This is a genomic window from Novosphingobium sp. (assembly GCF_965214355.1).
In the GTDB taxonomy this organism is placed as follows: domain Bacteria; phylum Pseudomonadota; class Alphaproteobacteria; order Sphingomonadales; family Sphingomonadaceae; genus Novosphingobium.
Genome location: NZ_CBDCBI010000002.1, coordinates 1,651,841 through 1,677,023 on the forward strand (window position 1 = coordinate 1,651,841; position 25,183 = coordinate 1,677,023).

17 protein-coding genes are annotated in these 25,183 nt (G+C 64.5%); 12 read left to right on the forward strand and 5 right to left on the reverse strand.

Annotated elements, in window-relative coordinates; translation table 11 throughout:
• Window position 1: 1 nt before the first annotated feature.
• The 8 genes from ACOOE2_RS08075 (at window position 2) to ACOOE2_RS08110 (ending at window position 11,958) form a co-directional block, all read left to right on the forward strand.
• Window positions 2-1,789 (forward strand): hypothetical protein, encoded by a 1,788-nt coding sequence (locus ACOOE2_RS08075; RefSeq protein WP_420382501.1) that lies wholly within the window; start codon window positions 2-4, stop codon window positions 1,787-1,789.
• A gap of 9 nt (window positions 1,790-1,798) precedes the next feature.
• The gene (locus tag ACOOE2_RS08080; protein WP_420382502.1) at window positions 1,799-2,989 is read left to right on the forward strand and encodes an AAA family ATPase; all 1,191 of its coding nucleotides are present in this window, start codon (window positions 1,799-1,801) and stop codon (window positions 2,987-2,989) included.
• A gap of 10 nt (window positions 2,990-2,999) precedes the next feature.
• The gene (locus ACOOE2_RS08085) at window positions 3,000-3,857 is read left to right on the forward strand and encodes an XrtA system polysaccharide deacetylase (protein WP_420382503.1); all 858 of its coding nucleotides are present in this window, start codon (window positions 3,000-3,002) and stop codon (window positions 3,855-3,857) included.
• Between the two features lie 2 nt (window positions 3,858-3,859).
• Complete coding sequence (locus ACOOE2_RS08090) at window positions 3,860-4,915, forward strand: FemAB family XrtA/PEP-CTERM system-associated protein (protein WP_420384578.1); 1,056 nt, start codon at window positions 3,860-3,862, stop codon at window positions 4,913-4,915.
• A gap of 5 nt (window positions 4,916-4,920) precedes the next feature.
• Window positions 4,921-6,132, forward strand: coding sequence for a TIGR03087 family PEP-CTERM/XrtA system glycosyltransferase (locus tag ACOOE2_RS08095; RefSeq protein ID WP_420382504.1), 1,212 nt, complete (start codon window positions 4,921-4,923; stop codon window positions 6,130-6,132).
• A gap of 4 nt (window positions 6,133-6,136) precedes the next feature.
• The gene (gene xrtA / locus ACOOE2_RS08100; RefSeq protein WP_420382505.1) at window positions 6,137-7,678 is read left to right on the forward strand and encodes an exosortase A; all 1,542 of its coding nucleotides are present in this window, start codon (window positions 6,137-6,139) and stop codon (window positions 7,676-7,678) included.
• Between the two features lie 4 nt (window positions 7,679-7,682).
• Complete coding sequence (locus tag ACOOE2_RS08105) at window positions 7,683-9,596, forward strand: XrtA/PEP-CTERM system amidotransferase (protein ID WP_420382506.1); 1,914 nt, start codon at window positions 7,683-7,685, stop codon at window positions 9,594-9,596.
• Window positions 9,597-9,705: 109 nt separating this feature from the next.
• Window positions 9,706-11,958, forward strand: coding sequence for an EAL domain-containing protein (locus ACOOE2_RS08110; RefSeq protein ID WP_420382507.1), 2,253 nt, complete (start codon window positions 9,706-9,708; stop codon window positions 11,956-11,958).
• 360 nt (window positions 11,959-12,318) lie between these two features.
• On the opposite strand, the gene zapE is transcribed toward ACOOE2_RS08110, so the two are convergent.
• From zapE to ACOOE2_RS08135, 5 genes are all read right to left on the reverse strand, one after another.
• Window positions 12,319-13,461, reverse strand: coding sequence for a cell division protein ZapE (gene zapE / locus ACOOE2_RS08115; RefSeq protein WP_420382508.1), 1,143 nt, complete (start codon window positions 13,459-13,461; stop codon window positions 12,319-12,321).
• The gene (locus ACOOE2_RS08120) at window positions 13,461-13,940 is read right to left on the reverse strand and encodes a PaaI family thioesterase (protein WP_420382509.1); all 480 of its coding nucleotides are present in this window, start codon (window positions 13,938-13,940) and stop codon (window positions 13,461-13,463) included. Before ACOOE2_RS08120 ends, zapE begins: the two co-directional genes overlap by 1 nt.
• 7 nt (window positions 13,941-13,947) lie before the next feature.
• Window positions 13,948-14,730 (reverse strand): succinate dehydrogenase iron-sulfur subunit, encoded by a 783-nt coding sequence (locus ACOOE2_RS08125; protein ID WP_420382510.1) that lies wholly within the window; start codon window positions 14,728-14,730, stop codon window positions 13,948-13,950.
• Between the two features lie 416 nt (window positions 14,731-15,146).
• On the reverse strand, window positions 15,147-15,944 hold the full coding sequence (locus ACOOE2_RS08130; protein WP_420382511.1) for a nitrilase-related carbon-nitrogen hydrolase: 798 nt from the start codon (window positions 15,942-15,944) through the stop codon (window positions 15,147-15,149).
• Between the two features lie 70 nt (window positions 15,945-16,014).
• Window positions 16,015-18,846: an Rne/Rng family ribonuclease gene (locus ACOOE2_RS08135; RefSeq protein WP_420382512.1), complete on the reverse strand. Its 2,832-nt coding sequence runs from the start codon at window positions 18,844-18,846 to the stop codon at window positions 16,015-16,017.
• 680 nt (window positions 18,847-19,526) lie between these two features.
• On the opposite strand from ACOOE2_RS08135, the gene ACOOE2_RS08140 reads away from it, so the two are divergent.
• The 4 genes from ACOOE2_RS08140 to prfB all read left to right on the forward strand — a co-directional run bounded on the left by ACOOE2_RS08140 (window position 19,527) and on the right by prfB (window position 25,039).
• On the forward strand, window positions 19,527-20,429 hold the full coding sequence (locus ACOOE2_RS08140) for an N-acetylmuramoyl-L-alanine amidase family protein (RefSeq protein ID WP_420382513.1): 903 nt from the start codon (window positions 19,527-19,529) through the stop codon (window positions 20,427-20,429).
• 65 nt (window positions 20,430-20,494) lie between these two features.
• Complete coding sequence (locus ACOOE2_RS08145) at window positions 20,495-23,035, forward strand: penicillin-binding protein 1A (RefSeq protein WP_420382514.1); 2,541 nt, start codon at window positions 20,495-20,497, stop codon at window positions 23,033-23,035.
• A 44-nt stretch (window positions 23,036-23,079) separates the two neighbouring features.
• Window positions 23,080-23,646 carry a peroxiredoxin gene (locus ACOOE2_RS08150; RefSeq protein ID WP_420382515.1) on the forward strand — a complete coding sequence of 189 codons (567 nt, stop codon included), beginning with the start codon at window positions 23,080-23,082 and terminating at the stop codon, window positions 23,644-23,646.
• Window positions 23,647-23,911: 265 nt separating this feature from the next.
• Window positions 23,912-25,039, forward strand: coding sequence for a peptide chain release factor 2 (gene prfB / locus ACOOE2_RS08155; RefSeq protein WP_420382516.1), 1,128 nt, complete (start codon window positions 23,912-23,914; stop codon window positions 25,037-25,039).
• Window positions 25,040-25,183 lie beyond the last annotated feature (144 nt).

The window sequence follows — 25,183 nt, forward strand, 5'->3', positions numbered from 1 at the left end:
CATGAAGGGGGTTTGGACCATCACCGTCAGCGCCGTCGCGCTGATCGCATCGGCAGGGGGGGGCGCATCCGCGCTTGCCCAGGCGGCGCCGGGCGGAGCGGGGCTGTCGTACAACAACGCGACCGCTGTGGACGACACCGCGACCGCGCCCGACGGCACCAGCGCTTCGGCATCGAGCGCTTCGGACGGGGCCTATACCCCCCCGCTCGCGCACGGCAACGCGCAGCGCAAGCGCAAGCGCACGAAGATCATCCCGTATCTGGAGGTCGATCAGACGGTCTATGACCAGGTCACGCCGCACCAGCCCTTTGTCACATATACGACAGTGGCCGCTGGCGTTGATGTTCAGCTGAATGACAAGCGCACCACCGGCTTTGTCAGCCTGCGCTACGAACACCATTTCGACGAAGCCGGCGGCATCGGCAATTCCGACACGTTTACCGGCATCCTGCGCACCACCACGACGATCATTCCGCGCACGCTGACGTTCGATGTGGGGGGCCTGGCCACCCGCACGTCGATCGAACAGAGCGGCGGCGTGCTGATCAATCCGATCGAAAACCAGGGTTCGATCTACCAGATCTATTCGATCTATGGTGGTCCTTCGCTGTCGACGCATGCGGGCATTGTCGGGATCAAGGCGGCGTACAACGTCGGCTACAACGAAATCGACCAGATCTACCATTATGCGCAGGCCAACGGTGGCGCGCAGCCCGATCTTTTCGGCCATTCGCTGACGCAGCAAGGCATGGTTTCGGCCGGCGTGCGCCCGGGCGCGGTGCTGCCGTTCGGGGTGACGCTGATCGGCAGCTATCTGAAGGAAAACATCAACAGCCTCGATCAGCAGCTGATCGACGAGCGCGCCGGTGTCGAATTTACGCAGCCGATCACTCGCGCGGTCGCGCTCGTGGCCGATATCGGCTGGGAAAAGGTCGCGGTGTCGCAGCGCAATGCCGAATTCGACGGCAATGGCATTCCGATCCTTGCCGCCAACGGGCAATACGCGGTCGACCGCAGCCAGCCGCGCCAGATCGCCTACAAGACCGATGGCCTGACCTGGGATGTCGGTGTCGTCTGGCACCCGAGCAAGCGCACGATGGCCGCAGCCTATGTGGGCCGCCGCTATGACAGCACGACGTATTACGGTTCGCTGTTTCACGCCCCCGACAGCCGCCAGACGTTGAGCGCGTCGGTCTACGACGGGATCTACGGCTTCGGTTCCGGGCTGATGACCGCGCTGCAACAGGTACCGACCGACAGCACGGTCGTGCGCGATCCGTTCAGCGGCAATGTCGGCGGGTGTTATACCGGCACGCCCAATGGGGCCGGCGGCGCAGGCGGCGGTTGCGTCACCGGCACGCTGGGGTCGGCCAATGCGCTGGTGTTCCGCTCGCGCGGGTTCAACGCGGCCTATGGGCTGAATGTCGGGCGGCTGAATTTCAGCGTCGGGGGCGGGTACACCACGCGCCGCTATATCGCGGCGCCCGATACCATCCTGGCCAGCGAAAACGGCAAGCTCGATCAGACCTGGTATGTCGATGCGGGCATTTCGGGTCCGATCGATCGCCAGACACGGTTCTATGTCAGCGCGTTCGGATCGATCTATCACACCGATACGTATGTGTATGGCGGGACGGCCGACTGGGGCGTAAGCGGGTCGTTGGTGCACCATTTGACCGATCGCCTGGTCGCGACCGGGTCATTCGAAGTGATGGGGGTCAATCCGCAGATTTCGCAGGACCAGCTCGAAACGCTCGGCCAGCTTGGGCTCCGCTACAACTTCCGCTAAGGATCAGGTATGTACGATCAGTTCTACGGGTTCAGTGGCCGGCCGTTTCAGCTTGCGCCCGATCCCGAATTCTATTTCGAAAGCCTGACGCACCGCAAGGCGCTGTCGTACCTGGGCTATGGCCTGGCGCAGGGCGAGGGCTTCATCGTGATCACCGGTGAAGTTGGTGCGGGCAAATCGACACTGGCCGCGCATCTGGTGGCGTCGATCGACCGGCAGCGGCTGAGCGTCGGGCAGATCGTGACCAGCCGGCTCGATGCGGGCGAACTGGTGCGCGTTGCGGCGCAGGCCTTCGGCGTGGCCCAGGCTGGCGGATTCGACAAGGCCGCGACGCTGGCCAGCCTGGAGCAATACCTGCAGAACGAAGCGCGCGCCGGGCGCCGCACGCTACTGATCGTGGACGAAGCGCAGAACCTGGCGGTGGCCGCGCTCGAAGAGCTGCGGATGCTGTCGAACTTTCATCTCGGCGCGCATCCGTTGTTGCAGATATTGCTGCTGGGCCAGCCCGAATTCCGCGCGACGGTCAATTCGCCGGGGCTGGAGCAATTGCGCCAGCGGGTGATCGCGACGCATCATCTCGATGCGATGGAGGTCGAGGAAGTCGGCGCCTATGTCGAACACCGGCTGACGCATGTCGGCTGGACAGGCCGCCCGACGTTTGCACCAGGGGTCTATGCGCGGCTGGCCGAAGCGAGCGGCTGCGTGCCGCGCCGGATCAACCAGCTGGTCAATCGCCTGTTGCTGCTGGGCGAAGTCGAACACGCCGATACGATCGATCTCGACATGCTCGATGAAGTGATCGCCGATCTTGCAGGCGACGCCGACGACGATTCGATCGCGCCGCCCCACCCGGTGGAATTCAGGCTCGATCATGCCGAAACGCAGGCGCCGGCGCCCGACAGTTCGGCGCAGGCCGGCGGTATGATGGAGGCCATGTCGCGTGAACTGGCCGCGCGCGACGAACAGATTGCCGAATTGCAGGCGGCGGTCATGGAACTGGCCGAGATGCGCGATGCTCCTGTGGCGGAGCACGCGCCCGCCATCGATCACGCGCCGCTGATGACCACGATCACCGAACTGACGCATCGGATCGAGGCGCTCGAAACGCGCACGACCGACCAGAATGAAGCGATCCGCCATGTGCTGACGATGCTGATCGAATGGCTCGAGGGCGAGAACGCCTCGGCCCGCGCGGCCTGATCCTCACGCCATGGCATCCGATCTGATCAACGGCCTGTCGGTCGATGTCGAGGACTGGTTTCAGGTCGGCGCGTTCGAAAATGTGATCGATCGCGCGCGCTGGGACAGCCTGGACCTGCGCGTCGAGCGCAATTGCGATGCGATCCTGGCACTGTTTGACGAGGCCGGGGTCAAAGGCACGTTCTTTACGCTCGGCTGGGTGGCGCAGCGCTGCCCCGAGATGATGCGCCGCATTGCGGGCGAAGGGCACGAGATTGCCAGCCATGGCTGGGACCACCGCCGGGTGTTTACATTGGGCCGCGCGGAATTCGCCGCCGACCTGGTGCGCGCGCGCGACGTGCTGCAGGATATCACGGGCGCGCAGGTCATCGGCTATCGCGCGCCCAGTTTCTCGATCGATACGCGCACGCCATGGGCGCACGAAGTGCTGGCCGAACAGAGCTATCGCTATTCGTCGAGCGTCGCGCCGATCGTGCATGACCATTACGGCTGGCGCGAGGCGCCGCGCTTTGCGTTTCGCCCGGTGGCGGGCGCAGAGCTGATCGAAATTCCGGTGACGACCGCTGAAGTTGCAGGCCGGCGCATGGCGGCAGGCGGCGGCGGGTTTTTCCGGTTGTTGCCTTATGCGCTGTCGCACTGGGCTTTGCACCGGGTCAATCGCCACGATGCGCGGCCGGCGCTGACATATTTTCATCCGTGGGAGATCGACCAGGCGCAACCGCGTGTGGCCGAGGCTTCGCTGAAATCGAAGATCCGCCATTACAGCCGACTGGGCGCGATGCAGGGCAAACTGGCGCGGTTGCTGCATGATTTCGAATGGGGCCGGATGGATGCGCTCGCGGCGCGCGAAGCCGCACGGACGCCGTGATGATGCATGCAACCTTTCCGCTGGCGCGCATCCGTACGGCGGGCGCCGAGGATGCGCCGCGCATTGCTGCCTTTGTTGCACAGTGCGCCGATGCGACCGTGTTTCACCGGCCGGAATGGTTGAGCGCGGTCGAAGCCGCCTGCGGCCATGATACGCATGTGCTGCTGGCCGAAACGGCGGGCGACATCGTGGCGATGTTGCCGCTGAACGCCGTGCATTCGCCGCTGTTCGGCCGCGCGCTGGTGTCGACCGGGTTTGCCGTGGATGGCGGGGTGATCGGTGATCCGGCTCAGACGCAGCCGCTGGCCGACGCTGCGCTGCGGCTGGCGGCGCGGCTGTCGTGCCCATGTGTCGAGTTGCGCGGCGGCGCATTGCCCGAGGGGGCGGGGTGGCATCACAAGACCGATAGCCATGCCGGGTTCGTCATGCCGCTGGCCGCCGACGATGATGCGCAATTGACCGCGATCCCGCGCAAACAGCGCGCCGAAGTGCGCAAGGGGCTGGGCAATGCGATGACGGTGCAGATCGGGCGCAGCGCCGCCGATCGCGCAATGCATTATGCGGTCTACGCCGAATCGGTGCGCAATCTGGGCACGCCGGTGTTTCCGCGCGCGCTGTTCGATGCCGTGCTCGACAGTTTTGGCGATGATGCCGATATCCTGACCGTGCGCGACGGCGACCGGGCCGTGGCATCGGTGCTCAGCCTGTATCATCGCGGCGCGGTCATGCCCTATTGGGGCGGCGGGATCGCGGATGCGCGGCGGCTGCGCGCCAACGACGTGATGTATTACGCGCTGATGTGCCATGCGCGCCAAAAGGGCTGCGACCGGTTCGATTTCGGCCGGTCGAAGACCGACAGCGGTGCGTATCATTTCAAGCGCAACTGGGGTTTTGCGCCGCGCCCGCTGGCCTACGCGCAATGGAGTGCCGACGGCGTACCTGCGCGCGATATCAATCCGCTGAGCCCCAGATACCGCGCCCGGATCGTGCTGTGGCAAAAGCTTCCTCTCGCAATTGCCAACCGTCTCGGGCCGTTGATCGCCGCAGGGCTGGCGTGACGGCAATGCAACCGCAGGTCCTGTTCCTGGCGCACCGCATTCCGTGGCCGCCGGATCGTGGCGACCGCATCCGCTCGTGGAACCTGTTGCGCGCGCTGTCGGCGCATGCCGATGTGCATCTGGGCTGTCTGGTCGAGGATGTCGCAGAAATGGCGCGGGCAGGGGCGGCGATCGATGGCGTCACAGCAAGCACGTGCATGGCGCTGCGCAAGGGGTCGATCGGCTGGGCCGGGATCCGCGCGCTGATCACCGGGCAACCGGTGTCGGTCGCGGCATTCCGGTCGTGGCGGCTCAAACAGTGGGTGCGCCGGACCTTGGCCGAGCGCGCGATCGACGCGATTTTCGTATTTTCCGGGCAGATGGCGCAATTCGTACCCGCCGATTTCCGTGGCCGCGTGGTCATGGATTTCGTCGATGTGGATTCGGCCAAGTTCGCCGATTACGCCGCCGCGATGCGCCCCGGCCCGGTGCGCGCGATCCATGCGCGCGAGGCGCGCGTGCTGGGCGCCTACGAGGAACGCTTTGCCCGCCGCGCCGATATTGCGCTGCTGGTCACGCCCGAGGAACGCGATCTGTTCATCGCAGGGTTGGCCAATCCAAAGGGTATCACCGTCGGCGCGCTGGGCAACGGCATCGATGCAGTCACCTTTGCCCCCGATGCGGTGCCGGCCGAACCGGGGCTGGCCAGCCCGCAGATCGTGTTTACCGGGCAGATGGATTACGCGCCCAATGTGGCCGCCGTGGTAATGTTTGCGCGCGATGTGATGCCCTTGGTCCGCGCGCGGTATCCGGCGGCGGGCTTTGCCATCGTCGGCCGCGCGCCGAATGCCGAAGTGCGCGCGCTCCAAGGTGTCAATGGCACGCATGTCACCGGCGAAGTGGCTGACGTCCGCCCGTGGCTGGCCGGCGCCGATGTGGTGACGGCGCCGCTGCTGATTGCGCGGGGGGTGCAGAACAAGGTTCTCGAAGCGATGGCCATGGCGCGCCCGGTGGTGCTGACTTCGGCGGCGGCGACGGGTATCGGCGCGCGCGATGGCCACCAGTTCGCCATTGCCGAAGGTGCGCCCGCGCTCGCCGCGCGGGTGCTGGCGCTGCTGGATGATGGCGATGCCGCGCTGGCCATGGGCGCGTCGGCTCGTGCGTTCGTGCTGGCCCATGCCGGGTGGGATGCCGTGCTGGCGCCGCTGCGCGCCATGGTCCTGGCCGATGCAGGCTGAGGCGATGGCTATCGGACCGGCGCGCGCGCTGCCCGTGATCTGGCGCGCGCCGCTGGTGCAACTGGCAGCGGTCTGGGCCGGGCTGATCGTGCTGTTCCTTGGCGACTGGTCAGCGATGGCGAAGCAATGGTGGGGCAGCTCGACATTCAACCATATCCTGCTCGTCCCGCCGATCCTGGGCTGGATGATTGCGCAGCGCCGCCACGAACTGCTGCGCCTGACGCCGGTCGCATGGGGCCCCGCGCTGCTCGTGTTCGCCGGCGCGGGGCTGCTGTGGCTGCTCGGCGATTTCGCCGGGGTCGCGGCCGCGCGGCAATTGGCGGTCGTGATCATGGCGCAGGCCTCTTTTGCCGCGATCATGGGGCCCGAGGTCGTCGCGGGGCTGATGTTCCCGCTGTGCTACATGCTGTTCCTGGTGCCGATGGGGGACGAACTGATCCCCGCGCTGCAGACCATGACCGCATCGCTGACGATGGTGTTTCTTCACGCTGCGCATGTGACGGCAACCATCAACGGCGTATTCATCACGACGCCTGCCGGGTATTTCCAGGTCGCCGAAGCGTGTTCGGGGGTCAAATTCCTGATCGCGATGGTCGCTTATGGCGCGCTGGTCGCCAATGTCTGTTTTGTGCGCTGGCTGCGGCGGCTGGCGTTCATGGCGGTATCTGTCGTGGTGCCGATCATTGCCAACGGGCTGCGCGCGTTCGGCACGATCTGGATCGCGGGCTGGTACGGCATGACTTTTGCCAGCAGTTTCGATCATGTGTTCTACGGCTGGGTGTTCTTTGCCGTGGTCATGGCGCTGTGCATGGCCGTCGGCTGGCGGTTTTTCGATCGGTCGGTCGACGCCCCGATGATCGACCCCGTGGCGATCGCGGCTTCGCCGCTGGTGCGCCGGTTGCGGGCGATGGCACTGCCGGCGCGCGCGGCGATCCCGGCGATGCTGGCAATGGCGCTGGTGTGTCTGGCATGGGGCGCGTCGGCGCAGATGCGGGTGGCACAGTTGCCACAGGGCCTGCCTCTGCCGCAGATCAAGGGGTGGGAGGCCGTGCCCGGCGATTCCGGCGTGGCATGGAATCCGCTGCACGGCGGGGCCGACCGGCATCTGCGCATGCGGTTGCGCAATGCAGCGGGGCAGACCGTCGATCTATCCTTTGCACTCTATGCCAGCCAGCACACCGGCAACGCGGCGGGCGGGTTTGGCCAGGGCGATCTGCCCCTGGGTTCGCCGTGGGCATGGGTCGGCCCGGGGTATCCGTTGGGAATTGCAAAAAGCGAGGTGATCCAGGCGCCTGGCCCGTCCGGGCCCGAGCACCGCATTTGCGGCACCTGGTATCGCAGCGGCGGCCTGCTGACCGGCAGCAATCTCGCCTTGCGCCTGCACGCCATGGTCGATCACCTGTTGCTGCGGCGCCGCGCGACCGCCGTGGTCATCCTGTCCGCGTCGGATCGGTTCAATCGCGATCCTGCCGCTGCGGTCATCGCATTCACGGCGGCCACGGGTCCGCTCGACCGCTGGATCGACGGCATGGTAACAGGGGCCTGATGCAATGTGTGGCATAGCCGGGATCTTCGACACGCGCGGGTTGCGGCCGATCGACACCGCGCTGGTCGATCGCATGCTTGCCGCCGCGCCGCATCGCGGGCCCGATGGTCGCGGCACGTGGACTGCGCCCGGCATTGGCCTTGGCCACTTGCGCCTGTCGATCATCGACCTGGCCGGATCGCCGCAACCGATGCCGTCGAACGATGGCTCGGTCATGCTGGTGTTCAACGGCGAGATCTACAATTTCCGCGAATTGCGCCGCGAATTGCAGGCGATGGGCGCGCATTTCCGCACCGACGGTGACAGCGAAGTGATCATTGCCGCGTGGCAGCGCTGGGGCACCGAATGCCTGTCACGCCTGCACGGCATGTTCGCGTTTGCGCTGTACGATCTGCGGCAGAAGACGCTGTTTCTGGCGCGCGACCGACTGGGCGTAAAACCGCTGTTCAGCGCATTGCTTGATGACGGCAGCCTGATTTTCGGGTCCGAGCTGAAACAGTTGCTCGCACATCCCGGACTTGGCCGGGCAATCGATCCGCTGGCGATCGAGGATTTCATGACCTGGGGCTATGTCCCCGATGCGCGCTCCATCCTGAAGTGCGTCACCAAACTGCCGGCGGGCCATTACCAGCTGCTGCGCCACGGCGCGCCGGTGCCGGAGCCGGTGCAATGGTGGGATATCAGTTTTGCCGACCGCGCCACCGGCTCGGTTGAAAGCCTGGCCGAAGAGCTGGTCGACACGATGCAGGCGGCGGTAAAATCGCGGATGGCCGCCGATGTACCGCTGGGCGCATTCCTGTCGGGCGGGGTGGATAGCTCGACCGTGGTCGCGATGATGGCCGGCGCGAGCAGCGATCCGGTGACGACCTGCTCGATCGGGTTCGATGTCGCCGCGCTCGATGAAACCGCCTATGCCGACCGCATCGCGGAACAGTTTCAGACCACGCATTACCGCCGGATGGTTGGTTCGGATGATTTCGCCCACGTCGATACGCTTGTCGCGATGTTTGATGAGCCGTTCGCCGATGCCTCGGCGCTGCCGACGTGGCGCGTGTGCCAGCTGGCGCGCGAGCATGTGACCGTGGCATTGTCGGGCGATGGCGCCGACGAGGCGCTGGCCGGTTATCGCCGGCTCGCGTTTCACCACCACGAAGACCAGGTGAGAGGGCTGTTGCCATCCGGCTTGCGGCGCGGCGTGTTCGGCGCGCTGGGCCGGGCGTATCCTGCGCTGGGTTGGGCACCGCGCCCGTTGCGCGCGCGCGGCACGTTCCAGAGCCTCGCGCTCGACAGCGACGTGGCTTATGCGCGCACGCTGTCGGTCACGCGCGCCGAAACACGCGGCGGGCTGTATTCAGACGCGTTTCTACGCTCGCTCGGCGGCTACGCCGGCGAGGACCCGATGATTGATTTGATGCGGCAGGCACCCGCGCGCAGCGGGCTCGACCGTGCGCAATATGCCGATCTCAAATGCTATCTTCCCGGCGACATCCTGACCAAAGTCGACCGCGCGAGCATGGCGGTCAGCCTGGAAGCGCGCGAGCCGCTGCTCGATCATCGCCTGATCGAATTTGCCGCGCGGCTGCCCGAAACCATGCGCGTGCGCGGCACCACGGGCAAATGGCTGATGAAGCACGCGATGCGCCCCAGCCTGCCCGAAGATATCCTGTTCCGCCCGAAAATGGGTTTCGTCACGCCGATCGCGGCGTGGTTGCGCGGGCCGCTGGCAGCCGCGGCACGCGCAATTGCCTCCGGCGACCTCGTGCAATCGGGATGGTTTGCACCCGAGGCGATCACGGCGTTGGTCGATACGCATCTGTCGGGCCGCGCCGATACCAGTCGCACGCTGTGGCAATTGCTGATGCTCGAACGCAGTCTCGCGCGTCTAACACGCTCTGAAATCAAGGTTTCCAGCGGGTAACTATCGCGATCCGGCAAAGGTTTGCTTGGTTGATAAAACGTAACACGGGTAAGGGGATATCAATCAATTCGGGCTAATTCCGGATAGGTTTCAGACGGCATAAGGGCCCATGCGTAGACTTTTGCGAACACCACTATGGCTCGCGCTGTTCATTGCCCTCGCAGGATGGGCAACGGACTTCGGCGAACCCGTGGCGCATATCTACTGGAATGTGCTGTACAAGAACTGGCACCATCAGGCGCCACAATCGATCGTCGTCGTCAACACGGCCGACATCGCGACACTTGGCGCCGCGGGTGAGGCGCAGTTGATCGACATGGCGCGGCAAAGCAATCCGCACCGGCTTTACATTGATACCAAGCTGCAATTCGGGGCCGACAAGTCGGGCGATGCGCGGCTGCGCGATGTGCTGGGGAAGCTGGGCAGCAATGCGGTGTTTGTCGTCCGGCCGGTGGTCGATACGGCCTTTACCAAATCCTTCATCATTCCCGATGCCTCGCTCGTTCACCATCATCCGATCGTGGTGGCAGCGTGGGCGACCAATTTCCTGAGCTATGTCGAACATGCACCCTATTGGGTGGATATCGATGGCGCCCGCTATCCTACGGTCAGCACCGATCTGAGCGGTGTGCACTCCGGCTTTCAATCCGACTATTACGCCGATTTCTCGGTCGATCCCGGCACGATCCCGACTATCTCGGGGCGCGACTTGCTCGATGGCAAAGTCCGCCCGGATAAGCTTTCCGGCAAATCGGTCATGCTGACCTCGTTCGATGCACGTGACGGCCGCACGTACTATTTCGGTCACGGCCTCGTCAATCCGGTTGCCCATGACATTGCCGGGGCGGTTGCGCTCGAACGGCCGGTCAATGCCTCGCTCACTGGGTTGGCGATGCTCTCGCTGGTGTTCGGCCTGCTGTACCTGGGCCACAATGCCCCGCGCAAACGGATCAAGCTGGCGATCTATGCCACTGTGCTCGGCGCACTGGTCATACTGCCGGCCGCATTGCGCACCGTGGGCCTGGTCGCGACGTCCGACAGCGCGCTGCTGCTCGTGCTGTTGTTTGCAGGTATGCGCATCTGGCAGAAACGCACGCGGCGCATCCAGCATACCAGCGCATCGGGCCTGCCCAATATGCTGGCGCTGTCGGCCAGCACGCTGCCGATCGGTTGCGACGTCGTGGTCGCCGCGATTGCGCGCTACGACGAAATGCTGGCGACCCTGCCGCGCGATCTGCGCGGCGAATGTTCGCGCCAGATCGCGCGGCGCATTTCGGTCGGTTGCGGCGCGACCGAAGTCTATCATTCGGACGGCGGCCATTTCTCGTGGACCGAGGAAGCCCGCCCGCTCGACATGCAATTGAGCCATCTGGAAGGGCTGCGCGCGCTGTTCGCCTCGCCATTGCAGGTCGGGCCACACACCTTCGATACCAACATTCACTTCGGTCTCGATCGCAACGAAGGCGTCGAAACCGCAACGCGTGTCAATTCCGCGTTGGCCAGCGCCAACGAGGCGCTCGCCAACGGTCGTGCGATCGAACTGTTCGAGGCGCATCGCCTGGCCGAGGCGCCGTGGGAGCTTTCGCTGCATGCGCGGATCGATGAAGGCCTGCGCAATGGCGACATCTGGCTGGCATTCCAGTCGCAGTGGGATGTCGCCAGCCACCGCATCTGCGGCGCGGAAGCGCTGATCCGCTGGAACCATCCGACGCGCGGGCCGATCGCGCCCAACGCGTTCATCCTGCAGGCCGAACGTGCCGGACGCATCGACGCGCTGACGTATTGGGTGCTCGACCAGGCGATTACCGCAACTTTGGCGATCAATGCCAAGGGCGAACGGTTTCAGATGAGTGTCAATCTGTCGGGGCAGATGGTCGACAAGCCCGATCTGGTGCGCAATTTTGCCGAGATCACTGCGCGGCGCGGTGTCGATCCGGGTCTGATTACCGTGGAAATCACCGAAACCAGTTCGATGGGCAATCGCGCCGCCGCGGTGTTCAACCTGTCGCAATTGCGCCAGCTGGGTTTTCGACTTTCGATCGACGACTTCGGCACGGGAGAGGCCAGCCTGGCGTATCTCGCCGATCTGCCCAGTGATGAACTAAAACTCGACCGACGCTTCATCGCGCGGATCTGCGACAGCGAGCGCGAGCGGGCAATCGTCGCCAGCACGATCGGGCTCGCGCATGCGTTGGGGCAAACCGTGGTTGCCGAAGGGATCGAGGACGCGCCGACGCTGGCGTTGTTGCGCGACATGGGTTGCGACCAGGCGCAGGGCTTTTATCTCGGACGGCCACAACCGTTTGCGGTCTTTGAACGGGAGTACGACGCGAACGGCATTCGCCGTTTCGGTCATGTTTAGACATTGTTAACCTTAAGGCGAAATGCTACATAATAGTCCTCTTCGTGGATGGAGGACTAAAATCATGTGGCGTTATCTCGTTAGCTGATTGATGCCGCAAGGCATCGAAATGGTGTTTTCTGGGCGCCGAAATCACGGATTTCCGCGAAATTACCCGCCTGGCAAGTGCCATAAAGACGAAGCCCGCGTGAAAACGCGGGCTTCTTTTTTGGTTAACGCATCTGCCGATTCGCGGTTTACGAATGGTTTCGACAAAACCGATGCCGGCCGTCAGACACGGCGGTGCATAGTTGATGTCTCGAAATGGGACTGTACCCAGCGGTAGGGAGAGTGGTCAACCCCTGCCTCAAAATTCGCGGATCAATCTTCGCCGTGACCCAGGGCAAGGTAATCCTGGCTCTGCATTTCCATCAGCCGGCTGACGGTGCGATCGAACGCAAACCGGCCTTCTTCGTCACCGCCGCTGCTGGTGTCGTACAGCTCCGCCGGCTCGGCCGCTGCGGTCACGATCAGCTTGACCTTGCGCTCATACAGCGCGTCGATCAGCGTGATGAAGCGCATCGTTTCGTTGCGCCGATCGGGCCCCAGCCGCGGGATCGCGACCACGATCACGGTATGATACTTGCGCGCAATCGCAAGGTAATCTGATGCGCCCCGAGCTTCGGTGCACAGGCGCTTGAAGCTGAATACCGCAACGCCCTTGAGGCTCTTGGGCACATGCAGCACGCGCCCGCCGCCCAGGTCGAGCTCGGCCGAGGGGACGTTTTCGCTGTCTTCGGGCGGAAAGTCGGTCAGCCGGAAAAACGCCTCGCGCACTTGCGCAGTGGCCGCATCGCCCACGGGCGTGTGCCAGGTGCCCACACCCTGCATGCGGTCGAGCCGGTAATCCGTCGGGCCGTTGAGCCCCAGGACGTCGATCCGCTGCCCGATCAAAGCAATGAACGGCAGAAAATGCTCGCGATTGAGCCCGTTCTTGTACAAGTCGGCGGGCGCGCGGTTCGATGTCGTGACGATCACCAGATCGTGGCGCACGATCATCGCGGTGAACAGCCGGCTCATGATCATCGCATCGGCGCTGTTGTTGACGACCATCTCGTCGAACGCCAGCACGCGCGTTTCTGCAGCGATCGCGGCCGCGACCGGCGCAATCGGATCGCCGCTTTCCTTTTTTCGCTCCTCGCGCAGGCGCGCATGCACATCGAGCATGAATTCGTGAAAATGCACGCGGCGCTTTGCAGGGATGGCCAGGTTATCGTGAAACAGGTCCATTAGCATCGACTTGCCGCGCCCGACGCTGCCCCACAGATAGACTCCGCGCGGGATTGCGGGTTGCTTGTGGCCGAACAGGCGTCCGATAATGCTTGATGCCGGGCCGAATGCCGGGGGGGGGGGCTCGAGTTCCTGCTGAAGCTGGTCCAGCCGGGCGGCGGCGGCGGCCTGTTCGGGATCGGGGCGCAATTCGCCGGCGGCCACGAGCTGCGCGTAGCGGACCGAAACGCGCATCAGCGGGCCGTTGGAGGGGGAGGGGACGGCTTGCGCACAGTGCCCTGGAACGCTGCGATCAGCGTGTCGCCCTGCTCGACGGTGCCGCGGACAAACACCAGGCGGCGGGTTTCGCGCATGATTTCGGTGATCGCGTCGAGCGGTTCGTCGATGCGCCCCGCGCCGATGAACTGCGTGGACAAATCAAGCGTAACCGAACCGGAGGCATCGCCCCCCAAAATCAGCCGAATGCCGGTGAACAGCGACACATCGATCAGCGCGAGGGTGATTGCGCCATGTACCGCGCCCTGCAGATTGCTGTGGCGCGTTTGGGGAAACATGCGCAGACGCATCGCCCGGGCGCCACCGGGCAGCGTCTCTTCGCGCACGACCATGCTGCCCATGGTCTGCGCATTGAACAGCGCCGTGTCGCGCACGTTCCATGTGTGCCACCCCGGATGATCCGGGGATGGCTCGTACCGGAAATCGCTATCGGACATCGCTGGATCAAATGACGCGTTCAGCCTGCATCTTCTTGATTTCGGCAATCGCGCGCGCCGGTGACAGCCCCTTGGGACAGACATTGGCGCAATTCATGATCGTGTGGCAGCGATAGAGGCGGAAGGGATCTTCCAGCTCGTCAAGCCGTTCACCGGTCATTTCGTCGCGGCTGTCGGCCAGCCAGCGATAGGCCTGAAGCAGGATTGCGGGGCCCAGGAACTTGTCCGAATTCCACCAGTAGCTTGGGCACGAGGTCGAACAGCATGCGCACAGGATGCATTCGTACAAGCCGTCGAGCTTTTCGCGCTGTGCGGGGCTTTGCAGCCGCTCCTTGCCCGAAGGCGTCGGTGAAACGGTCTGCAGCCAGGGGCGGATCGAGGCATATTGTGCATAGAAATGCGTGAAATCGGGAACGAGATCCTTGATCACTTCCATATGCGGCAGCGGCGTGATGCGGATCTCGCCGGTCAGGTCTTCGATCGCGGTGGTGCACGCCAGGCCATTGCGACCGTTCAGGTTCATCGAGCACGACCCGCAGATGCCTTCACGGCACGAGCGGCGGAAGGTCAGTGAGGGGTCCTGCTCCGCCTTCATCTTGATCAGTGCGTCGAGCACCATCGGGCCGCACTGGTCCAGATCGATGTCGAACGTATCGTAGCGCGGATTTTCTCCGCTGTCGGGGTCATAGCGATAGACCTTGAACTTCCGGATCTTGCCATGGGTCGCGGCCGCGTAGTGACGCGCTTTGCCCGTGATCCTGGAATTTTTCGGAAGACTGAAAGTCGCCATGTTCAACCCTTCATTCGCCGCTGGGGTGTGGCCGATACGCTTGACCGGCAAAACTGTTCGCACTTGCAAACATGCACGTAGTACTTAGCGCGACAGGCGCAAGGGGCAAGATGCGCATTCGGGCAGGGCACCGTGCGTCGCAATGGCAAAATGACGGCGCCGGCCATGGGAGGCAACCCATGATTGGCCGGCGCCGCCGAGATTTCGCCCATGCGCGCCCCGGTCGCAAGGGGGCGGCGGTGCAGGGGCGACGATTGCGGCGCAAGCCCCGCAATCATGGCATCGCGCACCAGGGCAGGCGGCAGACGATGTCGCAGGCACGATGAACGTCTGACGTTAAGCGAAATTTGACCAACGCGGTTGACCGCGCGGAAACCATGGTTTTGGTCGATTTGGCAGCATACGAACGATCCGGACTAAAGCCTTGGTGCAGCCCAGCGCATCTCGTGCAGGTACGGCATTTCGGCGCGCGCGGCGGGAAGCGCCGCCGGGTCGAGCGTCACAACCAACAGTGCTTCGTCTTCGTCAGCGCGGGCCCGGACCACCCCGTCGGGGCCGACGATCGCCGACTGCCCGTCGAACCGATAGCCAAGTTCCTCGCCCGAGCGATTGGCAAATGCCAGCCACACGCCGTTCTCGGCTGCGCGCACGCGGATGATCGCCTCACCAACCAGCGCGAATTCGCGGCCCACGGCGGCCGGCGCCAGCACCAGATCGGCACCGCGCATCGCCATATCGCGCACCGTTTCGGGGTATTCCGTGTCATAACAGATCGAAAATCCGATTCGCCAGCCGTGCAGTTCGGCAATGGCGCTGGGCGTGTCACCGGCGGTGAACAGCGCGCGTTCGTAATCGGCCCACAAATTGACCTTGCGATAATGCAGGATCGCCCGCCCGGTCGGATCGACCAGTTGTGCGGAATTATAAGGTCGAGATCGGTTGTGTTCGGCGTATCCGAACGCCACGGCCACGCCATGCTTGCTGGCGAGCGCAGCGATTTTTCCGGGGTAAACGCCATTGGGACGTTCGCTCCCCTCTGTAACGGCGAGCGCATCCATATAGCCGGTCGTCCACAATTCCGGCAGCAGCAACAGGTCCACCCCGGCAAGCGCGCCTCTGGCGAACAGCGCCGCAAGTCGCTCGACCATCGTATAGGGTTCGCCGGGCACGCCCGGTTGCTGCCATATTGCGAGGGTGAGCGGGCGGTCGGGCAAGGGCCGGGCCTTTCGTTAGAATGAGCCCCGCCCACGGCCTTTCGGCGCATGGGCGGGGTGATCCATCAGGTCATGCGCCGAATGTGCGCTGCCACCAGCCACGCCGCGGCGCGCCGTTTTCATCGACCGAGTCGTCGGCGCCCGTTTCCGCGTCGCCGTCTGCCCCGGCTTCTGCCGCAGCTGCAGGTTCGGCCGGCGCGGTCTCGGGCGCAAGCGATTCGCCGGGCGTTTCGACTGGCGCTTCAGCGGTTTCCGCTTCTGCCGTCACATCGGCTTTCTTGCGCCGCGTGCGCTTCGGCTTTTCGGCGGCCGGTTCAACAGCCGCTTCAACGGGCGCTTCGACAAGTGCCTGGGCAACCACCTCGGCATCGGCCTTCTTGCGGCGGCTGCGCTTGGGCTTTTCCGCAACCGTTTCGGCTTCGCCCGGTGCTTCCGCTGCGGCTGGCGCTTCGGTTGCGGCTGGCGCTTCGGCTACGACTTCGCCGTCGTCAGACGCCTTTTTGCGGCGGCTGCGCTTGGGCTTGGGCGCTGGTTCGGCGTCGACGGCTTCTTCCACCGCTGAAACCGGTTCGGCCTGGTCATCGCCGCCATCCGCTTCGGGTGCATCGCCTTCGGACGTTTCGCCGTTCGTTTCGGTATCGGCGGGCGATCCGTCACGGTTGCGACGGCGACGGTTGCGACGACGACGCTTGCGGCGGCCATCGCCGTTTTCGCCGCCTTCACCGGCCTGTGCAACGGTTTCGCCGGCGGTGTCTTCGTCACCATCTTCATCGGTGCCGGTATCTTCGCCGTCACCGTTTTCGCCCGCTGTTTCGCCGTTCTCAGGCGCGCCATCCTCGCGATCACGATTGCGCCCGCGCCGGCGGCGGCGGCGTTTGCGCTTTGCGCCATCGCCGCCTTCGGCATCGCGGGGTTCGCGTGGCTCGCGCTGTTCGCGCGGCTCCCGCGCCGTTTCGCGCTCGACCTCTTCTTCCTCGATCTCGTCCTCTTCTTCATCCAGATCGTCCTCGATCGGCTCGGCGATCGGTTCGAAACGGGGGATGAATTCGGGGCGCGGCCCGCGCGAGGCGACGCGCATTTTCGCGCCTTCGTTCTCGCCTTCGGGGATTACTTCGACCAGCACGCCATAGCGCGCCTCGATCTCGGCGAGATCATGACGCTTGGCATTGAGCACGTAGATGGCGGCTTCCTGGCTGGCATACAGCGTGATGATGCTGCCTTTGCCCTTGGCTGCCTCATCCTCGATCATGCGCAGCGCCGACAGCCCGGCCGACGAGGCCGTGCGTACCAGGCCCGAGCCGTCGCAATGCGGACACCCGCGCGTCGTCGCTTCCAACACGCCGGTGCGCAGCCGCTGGCGGCTCATTTCCATCAGGCCGAAGCCCGAGATCCGGCCGACCTGGATGCGCGCGCGATCGTCCTTCAGCGCGTCCTTCATCGCCTTTTCGACTTTGCGGACGTTCGATCCGTATTCCATGTCGATGAAATCGATCACGACCAGCCCGGCCATGTCGCGCAAGCGCAACTGGCGCGCGATTTCGCGCGCGGCTTCGAGGTTGGTCGAAACCGCGGTCTGCTCGATGCCGAGTTCCTTGGTTGACCGGCCCGAGTTGATGTCGATCGACACCAGCGCTTCGGTCGGGTTGATCACCAGGTAGCCGCCGCTGCGCAATTGCACGACCGGATCGTACATCGCGGTCAGCTGGTCTTCGGCGCCATAGCGCTGGTACAGCGGCACCGGATCGGCGTACTGCTTCACCCGCTTGCCGTGGCTGGGCATCAGCAGCTTCATGAAATCCTTGGCGGCGCGGTATCCCGCTTCGCCTTCGACGACGACCTCTTCGATTTCGCGATTGTAGATGTCGCGGATCGCGCGCTTGACCAGATCGCTGTCCGAATGGATCAGTTCGGGCGCATTCGCCTTCATCGTGTTTTCGCGGATGTCGTCCCACAGGCGCGCCAGATAGTCGAAATCGCGCTTGATCTCGGTCTTGTTGCGCTGCAGCCCGGCAGTGCGCACGATGCAGCTCATCGACTTGGGCAGTGCCATGTCCGAAATGATCGTTTTGAGCCGCTTGCGGTCGGCCGACGAATTGATCTTGCGGCTGATCCCGCCGCCATGGCTGGAATTGGGCATCAGCACGCAATAGCGGCCGGCCAGGCTGAGATACGTGGTCAGCGCCGCGCCCTTGTTGCCGCGTTCTTCCTTTACGACCTGGACCAGCAGCACCTGGCGGCGCTGGATCACGTCCTGGATCTTGTAGCGGCGGCGCAGCGCCAGGCGACGCGCGCGCAGGTCGTCGGCTTCCTTGGCCTGGCCGCGCGACTGGCGGCGGCGGCCGCGACCACGGCGCTGGCCGTTTTCGTCGTCGGAGGCGCCGTCTTCGGCATGGCCGTCTTCGCGATCGCCCGCGGTATCGTGGTCTGCTTCGTCGTGCTCGGCGCCATCTTCGATTACGCCGCCCTCGATTGTGGCGACGCGGCCGGTGCCGGCGTCGTCGATCTCGGTCACGCCATCGGCGTCGTCGTAATGATCGCCTTCTTCGAAATCTGCGCCTTCGAATTCATCGTCTTCTTCGTCTTCGGCGGCGCGCAGTGCGGCCTCTTCCTCGGCGTGGTGGGCCTCTTCGGCCAGCAGCGCCTCGCGATCCTCCTTGGGGATCTGGTAATAGTCGGGGTGGATTTCGCTGAACGCCAGGAAGCCATGGCGATTGCCGCCAAAGTCGACGAAAGCGGCCTGCAGCGAGGGTTCTACCCGGGTAACCTTGGCAAGGTAGATATTGCCCTTGATCTGCTTGTGGTCGGCAGATTCAAAATCGAACTCTTCAATCCGATTGCCTTTTAGCACCGCCACCCGGGTTTCTTCCTGGTGGCGCGCATCGATCAGCATGCGCGTAGTCATCAAATAATCTCCAGCCGCGCGGCCGCGGGACGAATCCCGGGTCCTGGGCGCGGTTCATTGCGGTGGCGCGAACGCCAGCCGGGCAGCACAGGCTGCCGGCGGGGCGGATCGCGAATGCGGATGTGCCGGATGCGAGCGGGGAAAAGGCCCCCATATGCTCGCCGCCCGGCGGCGGTTGGTGTGAATCTGCCCGCATGGCGATGCGCGACGCTGTGCGCGCAAGCCTGTTTGTGCGTTCCCGACGGTTATGGTCGGGACAAGGGTTGCCGGGTTTATTCCAGTCGCGAAGGGCCCCGGTGGGGCGCTTCGTCAGGCTGGAAAATCGGCTCGTCATTGTGGGCATCAACCTTTGGCGGGGGCAGGGCATGAACATCGTGCGCCTCGTCCCGCAATTTTTACCGGATCGTCCTGCCAACGGCCACGCTCGCCGCACTTGCGATTGATACGCAGGTGCCTGGCTGGTGCCGGTGCCGGCAATCCCCGGTATTTGGGTTGCTAGCATCGCAATTGCAAAGCGGCAATTAAAACCCGCGCATCTTTTATAGCCATGCTGGTTCCATTGGGTGCAATGCACGCGCATTTTTTTCACAACCGCTGCGCTGGCACTGGCGCTGGGCCGCGCGGCAGGGTTAATGGCGCTTCGGGAAACCAGGTGGGGGCATGATGAGCGCGGTCGCCGGATGAGTGAGCAGGCACGCAATACGGTGGATTGGCGGCGCCTGTCGTGGATCGCGGCGATCGTCATGCTGTTTGCGCTGTCGCTGGCCGCGCTGGGCGCGCAATTTCGGCTGCCCGGCGGCGCGCTTGGCCGCGTGCCCGCCTATGTCGTGCGGATTGCGCTGCCCGATGGCCAATCGGCGATCGGCCTGCCGCCAATCGAGGGCCCTGCCGATGCCAGTCGGCCGCTGGTGGTGATCGATGCAGGGCACGGCGGGCACGATCCGGGCGCGTCTGGGCCGGGAGGCGAGCGTGAAAAGGTGCTGACATTGGCGCTGGCGCTCGCGGTGCGCGATGCATTGCTCGCCGACGGGCATGTCCGCGTGGCGCTGACGCGCAGCGACGACCGGTTTCTGGCGCTGACCGAACGCTCCGGCATCGCCAGCCGGATGCACGCCAGCCTGTTCCTGTCGATCCACGCCGATGCCGCCGATGTGCCCGATGCGACGGGCGCCACGGTCTATACGCTGTCGGACAAGGCGTCGGACGCGCTGGCCGGCGCGGTGGCGGCGCGCGAAAACAAGGTCGATACGATCAATGGCGTTTCGCTCGATGGCAAGGGCGATACCGTCTCCCAATTCCTGGTCGATCTGTCCCAACAGCGCATGCGGCTCGATTCCGCCCGCTTCGCCGCATTGCTTCGCCGCGAAGGGCAGGGCCAGATCGCCTTTCGCGATGTGCCGTTGCAGCAGGCCGCGTTCGTCGTGCTCAAATCGCTCGATTTGCCATCGGCGCTGCTGGAGGCGGGCTATGTCAGCAATCCGGCCGATGCCCGCGCGATGACCTCGCGGCCGTGGCGCGACGGGTTTGGCAAGGCAGTGGCGCGCGCCATCGCGATATTTCTGGCAGGTGGGCCTGGTGCCTGATTAAGGACCAGGCGTGAACTCGATTATTCCCAAACCGCAGAACCTGCTCTAAAGCCCGGCGCACAATGGTCAACGACACCCCGCCCGACGATACCCCGCCGCAAGACACGCCCGGCGCGCAGCCCGTGTCGTTTCGCATCCGCCGCGCAGGATCCGGCCGGATTGCCGGGATCTGGCGCGCGCTGACGACCCGGGGCTGGACCCGCCGCATTGCGATCGTCGTGCTGGTCATCGCGCTGGCCTATGGCGTGTTGTGGGCGTCGGTGCTGCGCGGATTGCCCAGCGCGGACAAATTGCTGACCTATCAGCCGACATTGCCGACAATGGTGCGCGGCAGCGATGGCGAAATCGCCTCCACGTTTGCGCGCGAGCGTCGCGTGGAACTGCGCTATGTCGATTTCCCCGAGCCGCTGATCGGCGCGTTCCTGTCGGCAGAAGACAAATCGTTCTTTCAGCACCACGGCGTCGACGTCACCGGGCTTGGCGCCGCGGTGATCGACTATGCGACCAAGTTCGGCACGGGCAACCGCGCACGCGGCGGTTCGACGATCACGCAGCAGGTGGCGAAAAACCTGCTGATCGGCAACGAATACAAAGTCTCGCGCAAGCTCAAGGAAATGGTGCTGGCGATGCGGATCGAATCCGTGTTGACCAAGCAGCAAATTCTCGAGCTGTACCTTAATGAAATCGCGCTGGGGCGGAACAGCTTTGGCGTGCAGGCGGCCTCGCGCGCCTATTTCGACAAGGACGTCGGCGATCTGAAGCTGAACGAGGCGGCGTTCCTCGCGATCCTGCCCAAGGCGCCCGAAGAATACGGCCGCGCGAAATTCCTCGACAAGGCGATGACCCGGCGCAACTGGGTGCTCGATCAGATGGTCAAGAATGGCTATGCGACGCGCAGCGCAGCCGACGATGCCAAGGCGCAGCCGCTCGGCCTCGTCACGCGCCGGCCCGACAATTACACGACCGACGCGGGCTATTTCCTCGAGGAAGTGCGCCGGCAACTGATCGACCAGTTCGGCGAAAATCCCGATGACGGCGTCAACAGCGTCTATGGCGGCGGGCTGTGGGTGCGCACTTCGCTCGATACGCGGTTGCAATCGGCAGCGCAGGCGTCGTTGCGCACGGGGCTTTTGCGCTATGCCGCCGGGCACGCCTGGCACGGCCCGATCGCCAAGGTCGATCCGGCGCAATGGCAGGGGCAGCTGATCGGCAGCAACATTTCGATCAAGTATCTCGACTGGCGGGTCGGCGCGATTCTGGAAAAATCGGGATCGACCGGCCGCATCGGGTTTACCGACGGATCTACCGGCGCAGTCGCGGGCCTGGCCGATGCGATCCGCCCCGGCGATGTCGTCGCCGTCGCGCCGAACGGTACGAACTGGGCGCTGCGCATCATTCCCGAAGTGTCGGGCGGCATGGTGGTCCAGGACCCCGAAAACGGCCGCGTACTGGCGATGCAGGGCGGGTTCGACGCGCGGCTCGGTTCGTTCAACCGTGCGACGCAGGCCAATCGCCAGCCGGGTTCGGCGATCAAGCCGTTCGTCTATGCCACTGCGCTCGACAACGGCATGACGCCGGCCTCGATCGTGCTCGACGGGACGTTCTGCGTCTATCAGGGCGCGGCGCTGGGCCAGAAATGCTTCAAGAACTTTGGCGATGAAGGCGCCGGCGGCAGCCACACGATGCGCTGGGGCCTGGAGCAATCGCGCAACCTGATGACCGTGCGCATCGCCAACGACATCGGCATGGACAAAGTCGTGCGGATGATCAAGACGATGGGCATCGGCAATTATCCGCCCTATCTGGCGATGGCGCTGGGCGCGGGTGACACGACGGTTGCGCGCCTGGTCAATGCCTATGGCGCGCTGGCCGATCATGGCCGGCTGCACGACCAGACGCTGATCGATTTCGTGCAGGACCGCAACGGCAAGGTGATTTACCGCGCCGACAAGCGCAATTGCGACACGTGCAACATGGCGCAATGGGACGGCCACGCGATGCCGCGCTTCAAACCGACCGGGCGCCAGGCGATGGATGCACGCACCGCATTCCAGGTCGAACATATGCTCGAAGGTGTCGTTGTGCGCGGCACGGCCGCCAGCTTGCGCGATCTCAACCTGCCGATCTTCGGCAAGACAGGCACGACAAGCGGTCCCACGAACGTGTGGTTCGTGGGCGGATCGCCCAATATCATCGCGGGCATCTACATGGGGTATGATCAGCCGCGCAGCCTGGGCGGCTATGCGCAAGGGGGGCGCATCGCGGGGCCGATCTTCCACCAGTTTGTCACGACCACGCGCGACGAGTGGCACGCCATTCCGTTTACCGCGCCCGAAGGCGTGCGCATGGCCAAGATCGACCGCGTATCGGGCAAGCACGTGTTCGAAGGCACGCCCGATGATCGCGATCCCAAGGCCGGGATCATCTGGGAAGCGTTCAAGCCCGACAGCGAACCGCGCCGCACCAGCCGCGACCTGCAGGTATCGACGCGCGAGGCGGTGCTCGATGCGTTGCGCAAGGCCTATGCCGCGAAATACGGCGCGATTGCCGCCCCGGCCGAAAGCGATGCGGTGCCGGTCGAGGATGATGGCACAGTTTATTGAACGGCGGGCTTGAGGCCACGCAAAGCTGTGGTATCGTGCGCGCCATGACCACAAAAACCCTCATTGCGGCCGCTGCCGCAATCTCGTCCACCCTGGCGCTCGCCATGGTCCCCCTGACCGCACACGCCGAACTGGCCGTGGGCACGATGGCGCCTGATTTCGCCACGCAGGGCGCACTGGCAGGTCAGCCGCTGCCGGTTTCGCTCAAGGCGTTGCTCGCCAAGGGCCCGGTGGTGCTGTATTTCTATCCCAAGGCGTTCACACCGGGCTGCACGCTCGAAGCGCACGCGTTTGCCGATGCCAGCGCTGACTTTACCGCCGCCGGCGCGACCGTGGTCGGCATGTCCAACGACAATATCGAAGCGCTCGAAAAATTCTCGTCCCTCGATTGCCGCGACAAATTTACCGTCGCCAGCGCCAGCCCGGTCGTGATCAAGGAGTATGACGTCCACCTGATGGGCAAGGATGGCAAGGACACCGGCCTCGCCAGCCGTACCAGCTATGTGATCACGCCCGATGGCAAGATCGTCTATGCGCACACCGACATGGACTACCGCAGCCACGTCGAGCAGACGCTGGCCCTGGTGCAGAAGCTGAACAAGGAACATTGAAAAATCCTCCCCGGAACGGGGAGGGGGACCGCGCGAAGCGTGGTGGAGGGGCGCGGTGCCTCATGGTGCACCCCCCTCGATGAGGCGTCGCAAGCCAGCGCGTCCAGGCGATGTTTCCGCGTGGGGCACCGCCCCTCCACCGCTGCTGCGCGCGGTCCCCCTCCCCGTTCCGGGGAGGATTTAACGTGCGTTCCCCTTTACAACCCGCGCTGCATTGCTAAGCGCCGCAGCTTGTCCGTTGTGGACACCGACGGAGATCAAAGTCATGCGTGCCGAAGGGCAGGCCCATATCGACCGTATCGAGAGCGCGCTCGCGCTGGTCCGGAAATTCCTCGTGTGGGATCGCGCGGTGCGCCGGCTCGACGAGTTGAACGCGCGGGTCGAGGATCCCAAGCTGTGGGATGACCCCAAACAGGCCGAAGTGCTGATGCGCGAACGCCGCCGGCTCGATGCGTCGATCGGCACAGTGCGGCAGATCAGCCAGGAAATGGCCGACGCGATCGAATTCATTGAAATGGGCGATGCCGAGGGCGACGAAGATATTGCCAACGAGGGCCTGGCGACGCTGGCTGCGCTTGCCGCGCGCGCCGATGCCGACAAGGTCCAGGCGCTGCTGGCGGGCGAAGCCGATGCCAACAATGCCTTCCTCGAAGTGCACGCGGGCGCGGGCGGCACCGAGAGCCAGGACTGGGCCGAAATGCTGCAGCGGATGTATTCGCGCTGGGGCGAACGCCACGGTTACAAAGTCGATCTGGTCGACTATCACGCGGGCGAAGCGGCCGGGATCAAAAGCGCGACGCTGCTGATCAAGGGCGAAAACGCCTATGGCTATGCCAAGACCGAAAGCGGCGTGCACCGGCTGGTGCGGATCAGTCCGTATGACAGCTCGGCTCGGCGCCACACGTCGTTCAGCTCGGTATGGGTCTATCCCGAAATCGACGACAATATCGATATCGACATCAATCCGGCCGATCTGAAAATGGATACCTACCGCGCGTCGGGCGCGGGCGGGCAGCATGTGAACACCACCGATTCGGCGGTACGCATCACGCATATTCCCAGCGGAATCATCGTCGCCAGCCAGAACGACCGCAGCCAGCACAAGAACAGGGCGACCGCGATGGGCATGTTGCGCGCGCGGCTGTACGAGGCGGAACTGGCCAAGCGCGAAGCCGTCGCCAGCGGCGAATACGCGGCCAAGACCGAAATCGGCTGGGGCCACCAGATCCGATCCTACGTGCTGCAGCCGTATCAGCAGGTCAAGGATCTGCGCACCGGGGTCGTCTCGACCAACCCGGGCGACGTACTCGACGGGGCGCTCGATCCGTTCATGGCGGCCGCGCTGTCGCAGCGGGTCAGCGGCGAAAAAGTCTCGGTCACCGATGACGATTGAGGGGAGGATCGACCGGCTTTGGGCTCTTTCGCTTTGGCAGGATTGCGCCTAGTCAGGCTGGTGCGATCGGCCTGCATTGGGGGGCCGAAGGCGTTCGTTAGGCTGCCGTGGGCGAGTGGACCCGTCCGATGTCAGATCTGAAAG

What these genes read in the sequence shown, in the direction of transcription:
- ACOOE2_RS08145 (WP_420382514.1), top strand. Translation starts at nt 20,495, where the DNA reads ATGGTCAACGACACCCCGCCCGACGATACCCCGCCGCAAGACACGCCC.
- prfB (WP_420382516.1), top strand. Translation starts at nt 23,912, where the DNA reads ATGCGTGCCGAAGGGCAGGCCCATATCGACCGTATCGAGAGCGCGCTC.
- ACOOE2_RS08090 (WP_420384578.1), top strand. Translation starts at nt 3,860, where the DNA reads ATGCATGCAACCTTTCCGCTGGCGCGCATCCGTACGGCGGGCGCCGAG.
- ACOOE2_RS08140 (WP_420382513.1), top strand. Translation starts at nt 19,527, where the DNA reads ATGAGTGAGCAGGCACGCAATACGGTGGATTGGCGGCGCCTGTCGTGG.
- ACOOE2_RS08085 (WP_420382503.1), top strand. Translation starts at nt 3,000, where the DNA reads ATGGCATCCGATCTGATCAACGGCCTGTCGGTCGATGTCGAGGACTGG.
- ACOOE2_RS08095 (WP_420382504.1), top strand. Translation starts at nt 4,921, where the DNA reads ATGCAACCGCAGGTCCTGTTCCTGGCGCACCGCATTCCGTGGCCGCCG.
- ACOOE2_RS08075 (WP_420382501.1), top strand. Translation starts at nt 2, where the DNA reads ATGAAGGGGGTTTGGACCATCACCGTCAGCGCCGTCGCGCTGATCGCA.
- ACOOE2_RS08150 (WP_420382515.1), top strand. Translation starts at nt 23,080, where the DNA reads ATGACCACAAAAACCCTCATTGCGGCCGCTGCCGCAATCTCGTCCACC.
- ACOOE2_RS08135 (WP_420382512.1), bottom strand. Translation starts at nt 18,846, where the DNA reads ATGACTACGCGCATGCTGATCGATGCGCGCCACCAGGAAGAAACCCGG.
- xrtA (WP_420382505.1), top strand. Translation starts at nt 6,137, where the DNA reads ATGGCTATCGGACCGGCGCGCGCGCTGCCCGTGATCTGGCGCGCGCCG.
- ACOOE2_RS08080 (WP_420382502.1), top strand. Translation starts at nt 1,799, where the DNA reads ATGTACGATCAGTTCTACGGGTTCAGTGGCCGGCCGTTTCAGCTTGCG.
- zapE (WP_420382508.1), bottom strand. Translation starts at nt 13,461, where the DNA reads ATGCGCGTTTCGGTCCGCTACGCGCAGCTCGTGGCCGCCGGCGAATTG.
- ACOOE2_RS08110 (WP_420382507.1), top strand. Translation starts at nt 9,706, where the DNA reads ATGCGTAGACTTTTGCGAACACCACTATGGCTCGCGCTGTTCATTGCC.
- ACOOE2_RS08105 (WP_420382506.1), top strand. Translation starts at nt 7,683, where the DNA reads ATGTGTGGCATAGCCGGGATCTTCGACACGCGCGGGTTGCGGCCGATC.
- ACOOE2_RS08125 (WP_420382510.1), bottom strand. Translation starts at nt 14,730, where the DNA reads ATGGCGACTTTCAGTCTTCCGAAAAATTCCAGGATCACGGGCAAAGCG.
- ACOOE2_RS08120 (WP_420382509.1), bottom strand. Translation starts at nt 13,940, where the DNA reads ATGTCCGATAGCGATTTCCGGTACGAGCCATCCCCGGATCATCCGGGG.